At 71.9% G+C, this 16745-nt stretch carries 15 protein-coding genes; 7 read left to right on the forward strand and 8 right to left on the reverse strand.

Annotated elements, in window-relative coordinates; translation table 11 throughout:
- Positions 1-732: 732 nt before the first annotated feature.
- Entirely contained in the window at positions 733-1824 is a 1092-nt protein-coding gene (locus tag AB0A97_RS00380; protein ID WP_361142352.1) for an amidohydrolase family protein, read from the reverse strand.
- Between the two features lie 491 nt (positions 1825-2315).
- Between AB0A97_RS00380 and ectA the strand changes: the two genes are divergently transcribed.
- From ectA to thpD, 4 genes are all read left to right on the forward strand, one after another.
- Entirely contained in the window at positions 2316-2831 is a 516-nt protein-coding gene (gene ectA / locus AB0A97_RS00385) for a diaminobutyrate acetyltransferase (RefSeq protein ID WP_361142355.1), read from the forward strand.
- Positions 2832-2895: 64 nt separating this feature from the next.
- Positions 2896-4164, forward strand: a complete 1269-nt coding sequence (ectB, locus tag AB0A97_RS00390) for a diaminobutyrate--2-oxoglutarate transaminase (RefSeq protein WP_361142358.1) — start codon at positions 2896-2898, stop codon at positions 4162-4164.
- 57 nt (positions 4165-4221) lie between these two features.
- On the forward strand, positions 4222-4635 hold the full coding sequence (locus tag AB0A97_RS00395) for an ectoine synthase (protein WP_361142361.1): 414 nt from the start codon (positions 4222-4224) through the stop codon (positions 4633-4635).
- Positions 4636-4728: 93 nt separating this feature from the next.
- Positions 4729-5628: an ectoine hydroxylase gene (thpD, locus tag AB0A97_RS00400; protein ID WP_361142364.1), complete on the forward strand. Its 900-nt coding sequence runs from the start codon at positions 4729-4731 to the stop codon at positions 5626-5628.
- 99 nt (positions 5629-5727) lie between these two features.
- Here thpD and AB0A97_RS00405 read toward each other — a convergent pair whose 3' ends face one another.
- A complete protein-coding gene (locus AB0A97_RS00405) occupies positions 5728-7002 on the reverse strand; it encodes a hypothetical protein (protein ID WP_361142367.1) in 1275 nt (424 codons plus the stop codon).
- A gap of 157 nt (positions 7003-7159) precedes the next feature.
- On the reverse strand, positions 7160-7756 hold the full coding sequence (locus AB0A97_RS00410; RefSeq protein WP_361142370.1) for a sigma-70 family RNA polymerase sigma factor: 597 nt from the start codon (positions 7754-7756) through the stop codon (positions 7160-7162).
- A 155-nt stretch (positions 7757-7911) separates the two neighbouring features.
- Between AB0A97_RS00410 and AB0A97_RS00415 the strand changes: the two genes are divergently transcribed.
- Positions 7912-9222, forward strand: a complete 1311-nt coding sequence (locus tag AB0A97_RS00415) for an alpha/beta fold hydrolase (RefSeq protein WP_361142372.1) — start codon at positions 7912-7914, stop codon at positions 9220-9222.
- 92 nt (positions 9223-9314) lie between these two features.
- On the opposite strand, the gene AB0A97_RS00420 is transcribed toward AB0A97_RS00415, so the two are convergent.
- The 3 genes from AB0A97_RS00420 to AB0A97_RS00430 form a co-directional block, all read right to left on the reverse strand.
- A complete protein-coding gene (locus AB0A97_RS00420; RefSeq protein WP_361142375.1) occupies positions 9315-10373 on the reverse strand; it encodes an aminotransferase class V-fold PLP-dependent enzyme in 1059 nt (352 codons plus the stop codon).
- A 117-nt stretch (positions 10374-10490) separates the two neighbouring features.
- Positions 10491-11222 carry a DsbA family oxidoreductase gene (locus AB0A97_RS00425; protein WP_361142378.1) on the reverse strand — a complete coding sequence of 244 codons (732 nt, stop codon included), beginning with the start codon at positions 11220-11222 and terminating at the stop codon, positions 10491-10493.
- Between the two features lie 477 nt (positions 11223-11699).
- Entirely contained in the window at positions 11700-12914 is a 1215-nt protein-coding gene (locus AB0A97_RS00430; RefSeq protein WP_361142381.1) for a helix-turn-helix transcriptional regulator, read from the reverse strand.
- A 419-nt stretch (positions 12915-13333) separates the two neighbouring features.
- On the opposite strand from AB0A97_RS00430, the gene AB0A97_RS00435 reads away from it, so the two are divergent.
- Positions 13334-13582 (forward strand): hypothetical protein, encoded by a 249-nt coding sequence (locus AB0A97_RS00435; RefSeq protein WP_361142383.1) that lies wholly within the window; start codon positions 13334-13336, stop codon positions 13580-13582.
- Between the two features lie 310 nt (positions 13583-13892).
- A complete protein-coding gene (locus AB0A97_RS00440; protein WP_361142386.1) occupies positions 13893-14546 on the forward strand; it encodes a class I SAM-dependent methyltransferase in 654 nt (217 codons plus the stop codon).
- Here AB0A97_RS00440 and AB0A97_RS00445 read toward each other — a convergent pair.
- On the reverse strand, positions 14524-15075 hold the full coding sequence (locus AB0A97_RS00445; protein WP_361142388.1) for a GNAT family N-acetyltransferase: 552 nt from the start codon (positions 15073-15075) through the stop codon (positions 14524-14526). The genes AB0A97_RS00440 and AB0A97_RS00445 overlap by 23 nt on opposite strands.
- A gap of 11 nt (positions 15076-15086) precedes the next feature.
- Positions 15087-16688: an aldehyde dehydrogenase (NADP(+)) gene (locus AB0A97_RS00450; protein ID WP_361142391.1), complete on the reverse strand. Its 1602-nt coding sequence runs from the start codon at positions 16686-16688 to the stop codon at positions 15087-15089.
- Positions 16689-16745 lie beyond the last annotated feature (57 nt).

Raw genomic sequence — 16745 nt, forward strand, 5'->3', positions numbered from 1 at the left:
GTCCCCCCACCCACACCGCGAAAGCCGAACACGTACAGGAGGGCGCGGGACCGGAGGACGAAGTCTGGAGGGCCCAGGCCCGCACCACCATCGAGCTGCCCGCGGTGCGGCGGAGTTTCGCCGCCCGACGGCGGGCCGGACTCCGTAGCCGACTGGCAGGCCGTGCCGGGTGGCGCCCGCTGTACCCGGCCACGGGCCCGGCCCTCCAGCCCCCGCCCCACGACCCGCCCCCTCCCGCCACACAGCGACCAACGGCCAGCGGGGGCAGACGTCCCCCCACCCACACCGCGAAAGCCGAACACGTACAGGAGGGCGCGGGACCGGAGGACGAAGTCTGGAGGGCCCAGGCCCGCACCACCATCGAGCCACCCGCAGTCCGACGGAGTTTCGGCGCCCGACGACGGGCCGGACTCCGGGGCCGACTGGCTGCCTGTGCCGGGTGGCGCTCTCTTCGGTCCGGTCACGGGAGCGGTCCTCCAGACTCCGTCCTACGGCCCGCCCCCTCCCCGCCGTACAGCGACCAACGGGCCGGTGGGGGCAGACGTCCCCCCACCCTCGCCGCGATAGCCGAACACGTACGGGAGGGCGCGGGACCGGAGGACGAAGTCTGGAGGGCCCGGGCCCGCACCACCGTCGAGCTGCCCGCGGTGCGGCGGAGTTTCGGCGCCCGACGACGGGCCAGGCACCGCGGCCGACCGGCTGCCTGAATCGGAAAACCGACCCGCAAGCGGGTCACCCCACCACCCGCCCCCGCAACACCACCCGCCGCGGCGCCGCCAGCACCCGTACGTCCGCGCGCGGATCCCCGTCGTAGACGACGAGGTCCGCCGGAGCGCCCTCCTCCAGGCCCGGCCGCCCCAGCCACCGCCGCGCGCCCCACGTCGTCGCCGCGAGCGCGTCCACCGCGGGGATGCCGGCCTTGGCCAGTTCGGCGACTTCCTGCGCGATGAGGCCGTGTGCGAGCGAGCCGCCCGCGTCGGTGCCGGCGAAGATGGGCACCCCGGCGTCGTACGCCGCGCGTACGGTGTCGTAGCGCCGCTCGTGCAGGCTCCTCATGTGGCTCGCCCAGGCGGGGAACTTCTTCTCACCACCGGCCGCCAGCGCCGGGAACGTCGCGATGTTCACGAGGGTGGGGACGATCGCGACGCCGCGCTCGGCGAACAGCGGAATGGTCTCCTCCGTGAGGCCGGTGGCGTGTTCGATGCAGTCGATGCCCGCCTCGACCAGCGGGGCGAGGGTCTCCTCCGCGAAACAGTGGGCCGTCACCCGGGCGCCGAGCCGGTGCGCCTCGGCGATGGCGGCCTCGACGGCGCCGCGCGGCCAGCAGGCCGACAGGTCGCCGGTCTCGCGGTCGATCCAGTCGCCGACCAGTTTGACCCAGCCGTCGCCGCGCCGGGCCTCCCGCGCGACGTACGCGACCAGGTCCTCGGGCTCGATCTCGTGGGCGTAGTTGCGGATGTAGCGGCGGGTGCGGGCGATGTGGCGGCCCGCCCTGATGATCCGCGGCAGGTCCTCGCGGTCGTCGATCCAGCGGGTGTCGGACGGCGAGCCGGCGTCCCTGAGCAGCAGGGTGCCCGCCTCCCGCTCGGTCAGCGCCTGCTTCTCGCTGGTCGCCTCGCCCACCGGCCCGTGGGCGTCCAGTCCGACGTGGCAGTGGGCGTCGACCAGGCCGGGCAGCGCCCAGCCCTGAACGGTCGTCACCTCCCGCGCGCCCGTCGGGCGTTCGTAGGTCACCCGGCCGTCGACGACCCAGAGTTCGTCGCGCACGTCGTCCGGCCCGGTCAGGACCCTGCCCTTGATGTGCAGCACCACGCTCTCGCTCATGGCCGCACTGTATGACGCGCGGCACGGCGGGCGGCACGGGGTCCGGGCCACCGGGCGCGGAACACCGCAGCCCCGTACGGCGACTCCTTCCACAGAAACACTGTGGACGCCCGGGCTTTTCTTGCGGTACACCTTTTACCGGCGAATTTCCAATTCTCCAGCGCGCAGCTTCCCGTATTCTTCTGCCCGCTTTTTCGCAGCTCAAACGCCAAGATTTCGCTAGTGCCGGAGCAGGTAATTCCGTCGGGTCACCAGGACGTTACGGAGCTGTGACCGACCCCACACCCTGTCCGCTTCACCCCCTATTTTCCGGGCAAACCCGTACATCGTGCAGTCGTTTCGCGCGCTCGTGCGCCCCCGCGCGATAACACATGACCGCCTCCCCACGTAACCCCTCCTCGCGATGCATTTTCCTTTTTCCCTGGGTAAATTGAATTCGCATGACCGCCGCACAAGCAGACCATGCAGGTGCCCGAAGCGATATCAGAGAAATGCCGGAGGGTTTCAAGCTCGACACACCGCGCGTGGAGGACGGAGCCGCGATCTGGCGCATCGCCCGCGACTCCAAGGCACTGGACCTGAACTCCTCCTACAGCTACCTGCTGTGGTGTCGCGACTTCGCCGCCACCTCCGCCGTCGCCCGCGACGGCGAGGGCGAGCCGGCCGCCTTCATCACCGGCTACCTCCGCCCCGAGTCCCCGGACACGCTCTTCGTCTGGCAAGTCGCCGTCGACGAGGCGCACCGCGGTCGCGGACTGGCCGCCGCCCTCCTGGACGGCCTGGTCGCCCGCGCCACCGCGGAACAGGGCGTGTGTCGCATCGAGACCACGATCACCGAGGACAACGCGGCGTCCAACCGTCTCTTCGCCTCGTTCGCCGAGCGCCACGGGGCGCCGCTGGCCCGCGAAGTCCTCCTCGACGCCGGGCTCTTCCCGGAGCAGGGGCACGACGCCGAGGTGCTCCACCGCATCGGCCCGCTCGGTCCCCCTGCCGAGCACCGCCCCTGACCGCCTCTTTCGCAGCCCCCCAGACTTCTCCCCGCTCACGCCACTCATCTCCCAGGAGCATGCTGTGACCATCACCCAGCCCGACCTGAGCGTCTTCGAGACCGTGGAGTCCGAGGTGCGCAGCTACTGCCGCGGATGGCCCACGGTCTTCGACCGCGCGCAGGGCAGCCACATGTACGACGAGGACGGCCACACCTACCTCGACTTCTTCGCCGGCGCCGGGTCGCTCAACTACGGGCACAACAACCCCGTACTCAAACGCGCCCTGATCGACTACATCGAGCGCGACGGCGTCACCCACGGCCTGGACATGTCCACCACGGCCAAGCGTGCGTTCCTGGAGACCTTCCAGAACACCATCCTGCGCCCGCGCGACCTGCCCTACAAGGTCATGTTCCCCGGCCCGACGGGCGCCAACTCCGTGGAGGCCGCGCTCAAGCTGGCCCGCAAGGTCAAGGGGCGCGAGTCGATCGTCTCCTTCACCAACGCCTTCCACGGCATGTCGCTGGGCGCCCTCGCGGTGACCGGCAACGCCTTCAAGCGGGCCGGTGCCGGCATCCCGCTCGTGCACGGCACCCCCATGCCGTTCGACAACTACCTCGACGGCACCTACCCGGACTTCCTCTGGTTCGAGCGGCTGCTGGAGGACAGCGGTTCCGGCCTGAACACCCCGGCCGCCGTGATCGTCGAGACGGTGCAGGGCGAGGGCGGCATCAACGTCGCCCGCGCCGACTGGCTGCGGGCCCTGTCCGAGCTGTGCAAGCGCCGCGACATGCTGCTGATCGTCGACGACATCCAGATGGGCTGCGGCCGCACCGGCGCGTTCTTCTCCTTCGAGGAGGCGGGCATCGTGCCGGACATCGTCACCGTCTCGAAGTCCATCAGCGGCTACGGCCTGCCGCTGGCCCTCACCCTGTTCAAGCCGGAGCTGGACGTGTGGGAGCCGGGCGAGCACAACGGCACCTTCCGCGGCAACAACCCGGCCTTCGTCACCGCCGCGGCGGCCCTGGACACGTACTGGGCCGACGGCCAGATGGAGAAGCAGACGCTGGCCCGCGGCGAGATCATCGAGTCGCACCTGCGCGCCATCGTCGAGGAGCACCCCGCCTCCATCGCCGAGTACCGCGGCCGCGGCATGGTCTGGGGCCTGGAGTGCTCCGACAAGCCGCTCGCCAACAAGATCGCCAAGCGCGCCTTCGAGCTGGGTCTGCTCATCGAGACCTCCGGCCCGGAGAGTGAGGTCGTCAAGCTGCTGCCGGCGCTGACGACCACCCCCGAGGAGCTGGACGAGGGTCTGCGCATCCTCGCCCGCGCGGTCCGCGACTGCGCCTGAGCGCACCCCGGAACCGCACCACTCCTTGTCCGCACCACAGAAAGGTACGAGAACACCGTGATCGTCCGATCCTTCAAGGACATCGAAGGCACCGACCGCCACGTCAAGGCCAAGTCGGGCACGTGGGAGAGCAAGCGCATCGTGCTCGCCAAGGAGCGCGTCGGCTTCTCGCTGCACGAGACCACGCTGTACGCCGGCACCGAGACGTCGATGTGGTACGCCAACCACATCGAGGCCGTGCTGTGCGTGGAGGGCGAGGCCGAGCTCACCAACGACGAGACCGGTGAGAAGCACACCATCACCCCGGGCACCATGTACCTGCTCGACGGGCACGAGAAGCACACCATGCGCATCAAGGAGGACTTCCGCTGCGTGTGTGTCTTCAACCCGCCGGTGACGGGCCGCGAGGACCACGACGAGAACGGCGTGTACCCGCTGCTCACCGAGCCCGAGCCCGAGCCGTCGGCGTAACCCGGCCGGCATTCGGCGCACCCCCTGCCCCGTCCGGCAGTTGAGCAAGGCGCGAGAAGGAAAGCACGTACGAGAGGAGAGGAAGGCAACACCATGACCACCGCACCCGAGCGCACCGCCGACCTGTACCCGACCCGGGGGACCACCGAGGTGATGACCCCGCGGCAGGACCCGGTGGTGTGGTCGCAGCCCGGCACGGAGGGGCCTTTCCAGCCGTCCGAGCTGAGCGACTTCGAACGCGACGGTTTCTTCGCCATGGAGGAACTCCTGACGGCGGATGAAGTCGCGGTGTACCGCGCCGAACTGGACCGGCTGGTCAACGACCCGGAGATGCGGGCGGACGACCGCTCGATCGTCGAGCCGAAGTCCCAGGAGATCCGGTCCGTCTTCGAGGTGCACAAGATCAGTGAGGTGTTCGCCAAGCTGGTCTCCGACCCGCGCGTGGTGGGACGCGCCCGGCAGATCCTCGGCTCGGACGTGTACGTCCACCAGTCGCGGATCAACGTCAAGCCGGGCTTCGGCGCCTCCGGCTTCTACTGGCACTCCGACTTCGAGACCTGGCACGCCGAGGACGGCCTGCCGAACATGCGGACCGTGTCGGTCTCGATCGCCCTGACGGAGAACCACGACACCAACGGCGGCCTGATGATCATGCCGGGTTCGCACCGGCACTTCCTCGGGTGCGCCGGTGCGACGCCGCGGGACAACTACAAGAAGTCGCTGCAGATGCAGGACGCCGGCACGCCCTCGGACGAGGCGCTGACCAAGCTGGCCGACGCGCACGGCATCAAGCTGTTCACCGGCAAGGCCGGTTCGGCCACCTGGTTCGACTGCAACTGCATGCACGGTTCCGGCGACAACATCACGCCGTACCCGCGCAGCAACGTCTTCATCGTGTTCAACAGCGTGGAGAACACCGCGGTGGAGCCCTTCGCGGCGCCGGTCCCGCGCCCGGAGTACATCGGCGCACGTGACTTCACCCCGGTGAAGTAACGTCCGCGCCGTACGGCGCCGGCGGGGCACCACGGCACGGCGTCGGAGTGCGGGTAGGGCCCCGGTCGGGCGACCGGGGCCCTACCCGCGCCCACGCCCTCAGAGCCAGGCCAGCGACGTGGCCGTCTCCAGCAGCCGCTGCGAGGCGGCCGCGTCGCCCGCCTGGCCGCGCGCGATCTCGTCCGGCTCCTGCCGGCCGCCGACGAGCAGCAGGAAGTCGGTGGCCTCCAGGACCAGTTCGGCGGCGATCGGCTCGGCGTCCGAGCCGAGCACCCAGTCACCGCCCGCCTCGCCCTCCACCGACAGCAGCACCGGCCGCGCGTCCGGGCCCAGCGCCAGGTCCAGGATGCGTACCGTCAGCCCCAGGAAGCGCTGGAGGTGCACCGGCAGCGGCGGCGGGACGGTACGGCCCAGCGCCCGCCCGATGTCCCGGGTGTGCACCCAGGTCTCGAACGCGCGGATCACGTAGTGGTCGGCGACCGGCAGCCGCAGTCCCATCAGCGTCGTGGCCGCGGCGGCCAGTTGCTCGTCGCCCGCCTCGGGCAGCGCGAGCAGCCCGTGTGCCTGGGTCCGCCACGCCTCCCGGGTCTCGGCGGGCGGCCGGGTGTGCTCGTACGTCACCACCTCGTGCGTACGGGCCGCCCAGCGCAGCTCCCAGGGGGCACGCGCGCCGGGCGTCCGCCCCGCAGCCGGGGCGTCCGGGTCCGTGCCGGTGTCCGGTCCGTACCCCTCCGGCCTGTACCCCTCCGGCCCGTACCCCTCCGGCGGCCGCGTCCCGGGCACCGCTCCCAAGCCCGTGCCCGCCTCCGTCACCGGCGCCAGGCCCAGCCGTTCGGCCAGCACTTCGTCGGCCGCGACCAGGTGGGCGACGGTGCCCTGGACGTCCCAGTCGTGCACGACCGGGGTGCCCCAACGGGCCGGGGCGTGGTCCAGCTCCCGCAGCAGCGCGTCCAGGCAGGCCACCGCACCCGCGTACGGAGCAGCGTGCGCGGCCGGCGTGACCTGGCCGGGGCGCGCGGCACGGGCCGCGGCCATCAGCCGCCCGCGCGCCAGGCCCGCGTTCGCCTTGCGCCCGGCTCCGCGGCCCCTCCCGCCGGGCGCCGGTTCGTCCAGCAGGCGTGCGGTCTCCCGCAGCCGCCGTGCTTCGGCCGCGCAGGGGGCACAGTCGCGCAGGTGGTCGCGGACCCGCGCGTCGTCGCCCGGCATGTCGGCGCCGAGCGCCCACGCCGCGAGCAGCGCGCTGACCTCCTCGTGCGCCGCGGACGAGCCGTCCGCGCCGCCGGGCTCACCGAGGCCGTCCGGACCGGCGGGGTTCCCGGGCCCCTCCGGCCCTCCGCTCCCACCCGAACCACCCGTCCCAGCCGAACCACCCACGCCGCCCGGACCGTCCGTACCGCCCGGACCGCCCGTGCCACCCCGGCCGTTCCTGCCTCCCGCGCCCATCACATGCCCCTTCTCGCTGTTCCGCCGCCCGGCCGGGCCGCGCGCCCGCCTGTCGCTTCCCTTGCTGCCCGCGGCCGGCGCCCGGCATTCAGCACTCGTCCCGCGCCTCGTCGGCCGGGCTGCCGGGGCCGGACGACGGCCCGGCGAGCCGGTCGGCCAGACCGCTCAGGGCGTTCCGCAGCCGGGCGGTGGCCGCCGTCTCCGCGATGCCCAGTTCCACCGCGACCTGCCGGTACGTACGCCCGGCGAAGCATGCCAGGTGCAGCGCCTCCCGTTCCGGCAGGGGCAGTTCGGTGAGGGCGGTGTGCAGCGACACCCGCGCCTCCTCGACGGTCTCGGGCGCCTCTTCCTCCCCTTCCTCCCCTTCCGGACCGCACGCCGCGCGCTCCGCCTCCGCCTCCGCCTCCCGCACCCGGGCCACCGCGCCGTGGTGGCCGCGGATGCTCAGCCAGGCGCGCAGCGAACCGTGGCCGGGTTCAAATGCGTACGGGCACGTCCACAGCTCGATGAAGACGCGCTGTGTCACCTCGCCGGCGACCGCCGTACTGCCGGTCACCCGCCGGGCCACCGCCCTGACCAGCGCGCTGTAGGCGTCGTACGCCTCGCCCAGCGCGGTTTCGTCCCCGTACACCAGCCGCCGGTGCAGCTCCCGGTCGCGCGGCGGGTACCTGGTTGTCCCGTCCACCGGCACCACCTCGTGAGTGTGTGGTGACATTCCTAGCCTTTCGCCCTCCTCCGCGGTAGCCGTCCGTCCGGCCGAATTGCGCGGCGCCCGGTGGGTGCCGCACGATCCGGGGGGCTCCGAAGGGGTGCGGGGCCGAAGCAGACCAAGGAGCGCACATGAGGACCGACCGGCTGCCCGGTGTCGTACTGACCGACCACTTCCTGGACGTGCCGCTGGACCACGCCGAGCCGGACGGCGAGCGGCTGACGGTGTACGGGCGCGAAGCCGTGGCGCCCGGCCGGGAGCACGAGGAACTGCCCTGGCTCGTCTACCTCCAGGGCGGCCCCGGCTACGCGGCACCGCGCCCGCCGGGCCGGAACTCCTGGCTGGCGAGCGCGCTGGACCACTACCGGGTGCTGCTGTTGGACCAGCGGGGCACCGGCCGTTCCACGCCGGCCAACCGGCAGACCCTGCCGCTGCGCGGAGGCCCGCGGGAACAGGCCGATTATCTGGCGCGTTTCCGCGCCGACGCGATCGTGCGGGACGCCGAGCTGTTCCGCCGCGAACTGGCCGGTCCCGGTGCGCGGTGGAGCGTCCTGGGGCAGAGCTTCGGCGGCTTCTGCGCCACGACCTATCTCCCGTACGCGCCCGAGGGCCTGCGCGAGGTCATGATCACGGGTGGTCTGCCGGGGCTGCGGGCCACCGCGGAGGACGTCTACCGGGCGGCGTACCCGAGGGTGGCCCGCAAGAACGCCGCGCACTACGCGCGTTACCCGCAGGACATCGAGCGCGTCCGCCGTATCGCCGCGCGCCTGCGGGAACGCCCGGCCCGGCTGCCCGGCGGCGGGCATCTGACGGCGGAGGCGTTCCAGGGGCTGGGCCGGATGCTGGGGACCGGTACCGGCTCGTACGTCCTGCACTACCTGATCGAGGACGCGTGGGTGACCGGCCCCTCCGGGCCCGAACTGGCGGATTCCTTCCTGGAGGCCGCGCAGCGCCACCTCTCCTTCACCGCCGCCCCGCTGTTCGCCGTCCTGCACGAAGCGATCTACGCCCAGCGGTCGGTGAAGTCCGGCAGCACCGGCTGGGCCGCCGAGCGCGTCCGCGCCGAGTTCCCCGAGTTCGACGTCGACGCGGCGCTGGACGGCGGGCGGCCCGTTCACTTCACCGGGGAAACGCTCCACCCCTGGCTCTTCGACACCGACCCGTCACTGCGCCCCCTCAAGGAGACGGCACAAGCACTGGCCGAGCGCGCCGACTGGCCCGATCTGTACGACGCCGACCGCCTAGCGGCCAACGAGGTCCCGGCCGTGGCCGCCGTCTACGCCGACGACATGTACGTCGACACCGCCCACTCCCTGGAGACCGCGCGGGAGATCCGCGGACTGCGGACCTGGGTGACCAACGAGTGGGAGCACGACGGGCTGAGCGCCGGCGGCGGCGCGGTGCTGGACCGTCTGATCCGGATGGTGCGCGGAGAGGTCTGACGTTCCGGGGGCCGGCATTCCGCGGAAGGGGCTGACGGCGGGCGGCAGCGAGGAAAGCTTCCTGCTGCCGCCGTCCTCCTACCGCCGTTCGCCTACCGCTGCCCCTCCCCCACCACCTCCAGCACCCGGTCCACATCGTCCGACGAGTTGTAGAGGTGGAAAGCGGCCCGGAGGCTGCCCGCGCGCACGGCGACCCGTACGCCCGCCGCCGCCAGCCGGTCCGCCGCGTCCGCGAGTCCCGGCACGGACACGATCGCCGAGCCGGGCGCGGGCAGCGGGGTGTGGCCGAGCGCCGCGATCCCCTCGCGGTACCGGTCGGCGAGCGCGTTGTTGTGCGCGTACACGGTCTCGACGCCGATCTCGTTCAGCAGGGCGAGGGACTGCGCGGCGCCCACGTACGAGTAGTGGGCGTGCGGTTCGTCGTAGCGGCGCGCGCCGGCCGCCGGTTCCCGGATCGGCCCGTAGTTGGACTCGTACGGGTCCGCGGCGGCCACCCACCCGGCGTGCAGCGCTTCCAGCCCGTCGTCTCCGCACACCAGGAAGGAGGCGCCGCGCGGACACAGCAGCCACTTGAACGCCCCGCACACCACGTAGTCGAAGTCACTGCCCCGCAGCGGCAGCCAGCCCGCGGCCTGCGTGACGTCCAGAAGGGTGCGCGCTCCATGGGCTGCGGCGGCGGCCCGTACCGCCGCCATGTCGGCGATCCGCCCGTCCAGCGCCTGGACGGCGCTGAAGGCGACGAGCGCCGTACCGGGCCGCACGGCGTCGGCCAGCTCGGTGAGCGGCGCGGTACGGAGCTTGATCCCGGCCCGCGCCGCGAACGGGTTGACCAGCGAACTGAACTCCCCTTCCGGCACCAGCACTTCGGCCCCGTTCGGGAGCGACCCGGCGATCAGCGCGACGTGCACCGCGACCGCCCCGCCGATCGCGACCCGTTCCGGCGGTGTGTGCAGCAGCCGGGCGAAGGCGGCCCGGGAGGCGTCCGCCGGTCCGAAGTAGTCCTGGCCCATGGTCCCGTAGGAGACGGACTCCTCGAGGGCCGCACGCAGGGCGGCGGCCGAACGGGCCGGGAGCAGGCCGCTGGACGCGGTGTTCAGAAACGTTGTCAGGGGCGCGAATTCGTCCCCACCGAGTGGCTCGATGCGCTGCATGCCACCACTGTGGCCGTCCGGCCGTCCGGCGTCCATCGCGTATTCCGTTTGCACGGCGCCAAGCGCGCCTTATTCGCGCAGCTCAGCGCCTTACCGCTCCGCTGGAGTCCGCCGGGCTCAGCTCCCCGTACCGGGTCGGCACACATCCCCTTCGCACCCCGGCGCGGCCGCCTCGTCCTTCGGAGTGGCCCCCTCGTCGCCCGGCGCGGACGCACCGCCCTCTTCCCACGCCCGCTCCAGCGCCTGCCGGAACACCTCCGCGGGCTGCCCGCCGGAGATCCCGTACCGCCGGTCGATGACGAAGAACGGCACGCTCCGCGCCCCCAGCTCCGCCGCCTCCCGCTCGTCGGCCCGCACCGCCTCCGCGTAGGCGTCCCGGTCCGCCAGCACCCGGCGCACCTCTTCCTCGTCCAACCCGGCGGCCACCGCCACCTCGGTCAGTACCTCCCCGTTCCCCAGCGCCCGCGCCTCCGCGAAATTGGCCCGGTACAGCGCGCCGAGCAGCGCGTCCTGCACGCCCCGCTCCTTGGCCAGGTGCAGCAGCCGGTGCAGGTCAAAGGTGTTCCCGTGCATCCGGTCGGACCGGTACCCGAGCCCTTCCCCCGCCGCCGCCTCGGCCACCCGCGCCTCCATGGCCTCGGCCTGCTCCCGCGACACCCCGTACTTCTGCGCGAGCATCTCCAGCACCGGCGTGTCCGCCGCCGGCGCCGCCTCCGGGTCGAGCTCGAAGGACCGGTGGACGATCTCCACCTCACCCCGGTGCGCGAACCCGGCCAGGCCCTTCTCGAAGCGGGCCTTGCCGATGTAGCACCAGGGACAGGCGATGTCCGCCCAGATCTCGACGCGCATGTCAGGTGTTTCCTCAGATGATCGGTACGAAAGGGGACAGTCGCGGACAACCTTGCGGGGGCGGCGGCTATTCCCCGGCGCGGTGACGTGTGCGGGTGTGCGGCGTCACAGGCGGTACGGACGCCGGGGCATGACGGAGCCCCGCCGCCCCCGTGGCGGGGACGACAGGGCTCGCGGGCCGGTCGGCCGAGGTCAGGCGGTGGTCTGCCGGGCGAACTGGACGAGCCCGGGTTTGGACCGGCTTCGGGAGGGCCTGGCTCAAAGGAGATCACTCGGTACAACGGCTTTCCGATTCTGGATGCCGGGCAGACGAATATGGGAGCGGACATCCTCGCGCCGACTGTGATACGGCTCGGAAATGTTCGCGGTAAGGTTCGGCGGGCAAGGCTGCCGCGCGCCTCACTGGCGTACTGAACGGCTGAGGCACCGAGCCCCGTGGTTGCTCCTGCAAGGGCTGGTCACAGGGCCCTTCCTGTTTCAGTTTTCCAGGGCTTTCAAACCCTGGTAAGCCTCTCGTAGATCCGCAGCTTCCGGCAGTTTACGGGCCTCCACGGCTTTGACGACTTCCAGAGCGCGCCAATGGTTTGACGGCACGATACGCCCCGCAAGAATCGCACGCTGAGCCGCATCACACGCTTCATCCAGCCGATCACTGCTGAGCAGCGTCAACGCAAGGTCGATGTTCGCCGAAGCGACGCGTCGGGGCCATTTATGGATGTCGGCGACAGGGGACAGTCGGGCAATGACTTCCCGTGCGTACGTTTCTGCTGCCGGGTCACCTACCCATGCGAGCGTTGTGGCTGTGTAGGCCAACGACTTCGCCGGGTCATACTGGTAATGATGTTCCGTCCCCTTGTGCGGGACCATGGACACCGCTTTTCGCTGCACACGGTCTATGGCGGCATAAGTTTCAGTCCGTTCGCCTAGGCGCGCTCTCGCTCGTCCCTCTTGCGCCGCTGCTTGGATCTCTGCGGAACTACCTGTCGGTGCAAGCTGTTGCGCGATCAAAGACAGCTCCAGCGCACGCCCGTACTGCCCATCCGTAAGGACTCGCCAAGCGTCTGTCTCGTAGCACCAAGCTCCGATCTCTCGATGCTCCGCGTGCTGGGCGAGCGTGGCCGCTGTCCGCAACCGAGCTGTAGCGGCGAGGCCTTGATGGAGATCAATATGCAACGTAGCGCCTAGAAGCTGGAACCAGCCGCCGACCGCATACAGGCGTCGCTGTTCGGCCAGAGTCATACGGGCATCCATGAGGTGGCCCACGTAAGCCGAGTGCTTACGTACTCGCTGCAGCAGTTCCTGAGGAGGTGACACCGGGTACGCCATGGCCGACTCGTCGAACGCGGCTTCCAGCCGGCTGAGAGTCTCCCTCCCCACGTCGCTCGCCGCCACTCGACGTGCCAATTCGAGAGCTTCGAACTCATCGTCGTCAGACGGAGGAGCCACGGAGAGCCACCCCGGTGGAAGTCGGCGCGAGTAACTTCCGTCAGGAGCCAGGAGCGTCTCAAGTTCGTTGGACGTCAGGTCCAGGGCTTTCGCGATTCTCGGGCGTTGCCAGGGCTGAGGGCCGTTCTGCCCGCTTTCCCAACGCTGGACAGTAGTGCGATCTACGCCGACTGCTTCCGCGAACGCTTCTTGGTTGTAGCCGCACGCTTTCCGACGCTCCGCCAACCTCCGCCGCTTGCAAGCCATCGTGGCTGCCCCTCTCTCGTCCGAAGGTTGCTCCGCAGGTCAGCCTAGCCAGCGCGGCCTGGATGCGGCAGGAATGCGGCCTTTTTGCCGTGGACGCCCCCAACTGCCGCTGGTTAGCTGGCCGATGCAACCACCCCATCGGGGCGGAGCCGCCCTGGTGCGCCCGTACATGACGGCCGACCGCGAAGAGATAGCCGCTGATTCCAGCTCTTCGCACACCTTGACGGTTTGCGCGGCTTGATCACCTACCGACGTACCCCAAGAAACGGTGACCACAAGTGACCGAACGCACCCCTGGCCCCGGCCGGGACCACCTCACCCGCCTCATGCGCTCATGCGGGCACGACGGTGTGCTCCGCATGTGCACCAGCAGCGGCGGTGACGCTGCTCTCCATCTCCCCCGGCCGGAAGGTACGACCATGGCAACCCCCGTCTCCGTGCCGACCCGCGTGGAAATTCAGATCACCGGCATCCGGAAGCACTACGCCGAGTGCGTCACCGAACAGGACGACGGCGAGATGTGCGACGCCTGCTCCTCCGACTGGGACAGCCCCATGCCGGTGAACGCATGGATCCGCGTCCACGCAGACGTGAAGGGACACACGAAGTTCAAGAAGCACACAGAAGAGGACGTCACCACCTGCACGCAGCCTGCGAGGGCGACGTGAGGGACAAGCGGCGCGGTGCGATTGGGGCGTCTGTGGCCGTGCTGGGCGCCTTCTTGATCGTTATGGGAATCGTGGCACTCGCCCTTTTCCGTGCACTGCCCTGACAACCCCCGCCCCTGCCGTAACGGCCCACCCATGAAACCCGTCATGGCCGGCAGGGGCGGGCCCGGAAGCCCCCTCGGAGCCCTGGAGCGGCCGGACGGGTGGACGGGTGACCATTATTTCCGGTCCCCGGGCGGCGGTCCGGGCCGATGGCCGTACGACGCCGGAACAACCGCCCACCCCGCCCCCTCCGCGATAACGTCCGCCCATGGAGATCCGCCAGGAAACGCGGGAGTTCTGGGAGCGTGCCGGGGCCGCCAAGACGTTCACCCATCCGCTCGATCCGGAGCTGCTGCACGCGTACGTGCCGCGTGACGTGCCGGTGCTGGACTACGGCTGTGGGTACGGGCGGCTGACCGCCGAGCTGGTGGCGGCCGGGTATGAGGACGTGCGCGGGGTGGACGTTTCGCGGGCGCTGGTGGAGCGGGGCGGGCGGGAGCATCCGGAGGTGCGGATCGAGCACTGCGCGGGGCTGCCGCTGCCGTTCGAGGAGGGGAGTTTCGGGGCCGCGCTGCTGTTCGCCGTGCTGACGTGTGTGCCCGGCTCCGGGGAGCAGCGGGAGATCGTCGCCGAGCTGGGCCGGGTGGTGCGGCCGGGCGGGATGCTGTACGTCAGCGACATGCCGTTGCAGCGCGACCGGTGGGACGTGGCGCGGTACGAGGAGTACGCGGAGCGGTTCGGGACGTACGGGGTGTTCGGGACGCCCGACGGCGGGGTGTTCCGGCACCACGAGCCGGACCGGCTGCGCGGGCTGGTCCGGGCGCACGGCTTCACGGTGGAGGCCGAGCGCACGGACCCGGTGCCGACGCTGGACGGGCGCACCGCCGAGCGGCTTCAGATCATCGGGCGGCGGCGGGGCTGAGCGGCAGCACGAGGTCGAGGTGGGTGGCGTCCGGTGCGGGGTGGCGGGACGCGTCCGGCTGCCAGCCGTGCCGGTCGTAGAAGGCGCGGGCCCGCCGGTTGTGCCAGTACACGTCCAGGCGGGCGGTGGTGATGCCCGCCGCCCGCCAGGCCGCGACGCAGGCGCGGTGCAGCGCGGAGCCGACGCCGTCCCGCCAGCGGTCCGGGTCCACGTGGAGCTGGAAGAGTTTGACGGTGTCCTCGGGCGCGCCGTCCTCGCGACGGTAGGAGGCGACGCCGACCACCGCGCTGTCGCGTTCCGCGCACAGCACGGTGGCGTCCGTACGGGCGAGGGAGCGCGCCCAGCCTTCGCGCCAACGCTCGCGCTCGGCGGGGTCGTCCAGCTGCGCGTCGGGCACACGGCCTCGGTAGTACGTCGCGCGGGCGCGCTGGTGCAGGTCCACTATGACGTCGAGGTCGGCGGCCGTGGCGTCGCGGACGAGGGTGGCGGGGGCGGCGGCCGCGTCGGGCGCTTCCGGGGCGTGGGGCATGTGCGCGTATGTCACCTTTCGGGGCGGCCGTCGACTCGGCGGGGCAGGTTCAGCGGGTTGTCCTCGCGCAGCTCCGGCGGGAGCAGGGCGGGCGGGGTGTCCTGGTAGGCGACCGGCCGCAGCCATCGTTCGACCGCCGTGCCGCCGACGGAGGTGGCGGTGGAGGTGGTGGCCGGGTAGGGGCCGCCGTGGTGCTGGGCGGGGGCCACGGCGACGCCGGTCGGCCAGCCGTTGACGAGCAGCCGGCCGGCGAGCGGGGTGAGCGCGGCCAGCAGGCGCGCGCCGCGCCCCGTACCGCCGGCGGAGACGCCGCGTCCGGTACCGTCCCCGGCTCCGGCTCCGCCCTCCGCCGCCCCTTCCTCGCCGGCGCACTCCGCCGCCCCCAGCTGGAGCGTCGCGGTGAGGTTGCCGGGCAGCCGGGCCAGTACGGCGCCGATCTCGGCCTCGTCGGCGTAGCGCGCGAGGACGGTGACCGGCCCGAAGCACTCCTCCAGGAGCAGGTCGTGGGTGCCGCCGTCATCGGCGAGCCGGGCCGCGGGGACGGTGAGGAAGCCCGCGCTGACGGTGTGCTCGCCGCCCGCACCGGGCGTCACGGGCGCCTGCACGTCCGGCAGCGCGGCCCGTTCCCGTACGCCGTCGATGAAGGCGTCGCGCATCCGGTGGTCCAGGAGCACGCCGGCCTCGGTGGTGCTGACGGCCTCCGCGAGGGAGCGCTCCAGGCGGTCGCCGGCCGGGCCGTGCGGCGCGAGGACCAGTCCGGGCTTGACGCAGAACTGGCCGGTGCCGAGGGTCATCGAACCGGCCAGGCCGGTGCCGATCTGTTCGGCACGCTCGTCGGCGGCGGCCTCGGTGACCACGACCGGGTTGAGGCTGCCGAGTTCGCCGTGGAAGGGGATCGGGTGCGGGCGGGCGGCGGCCGCGTCGTACAGGGCGCGTCCGCCGCGTACCGAGCCGGTGAAGCCCGCGGCGGCGACGAGCGGGTGCCGGACCAGCTCGATGCCCGCTTCGAAGCCGTGCACCAGGCCGATCACGCCCGCGGGCAGGCCGGTTTCGGCCGCGGCGCGGCGCAGCAGGGCGGCGCTCAGTTCGGAGGTGGCCGGGTGGTCGGGGTGGGCCTTGACGACGACCGGGCAGCCGGCGGCGAGGGCGCTGGCGGTGTCGCCGCCGGGCACGGAGAAGGCGAGTGGGAAGTTGCCGGCCGCGTAGACCGCGACGACGCCGAGCGGGATCTTGTAGCGGCGCAGGTCGGGGCGGGGCGGGGTGAGCGCGGGGTCGGCGTGGTCGATCAGCACGTCGAGGAATGCACCCTCCTCGACGACGTCGGCGAACGCGCGCAACTGGTACGTCGTACGGCCGAGTTCGCCGGTCAGCCGCCCCGGGCCGAGTGCGGTCTCCGCGTCGGCGGCCTCGACGATCCGTTCCTCGGCCCCGTCCAGCAGGTCGGCGGCGCGGCGCAGCAGGGCGGCCCGGACACGGCGGTCGGCGAGCGCGCCCCGGGCGTCGTGCGCGGCCCGTACGGCGGCGTCGACCTCGGCCGCTGTGGCCTCCACCGCAACCTGCTCGCGCCGCTTCCCGGTACGGGGGTCGACACTCCAGACTGGTGCTGCTGCCACCGCGCATTCCTCCCGGCGAACTCTTGTCGCGTCCAGGACGCCGTTCGCTATGCTGAA

It is taken from the genome of Streptomyces sp. NPDC045470 (assembly GCF_040646595.1).
Taxonomy (GTDB): Bacteria; Actinomycetota; Actinomycetes; order Streptomycetales; family Streptomycetaceae; genus Streptomyces.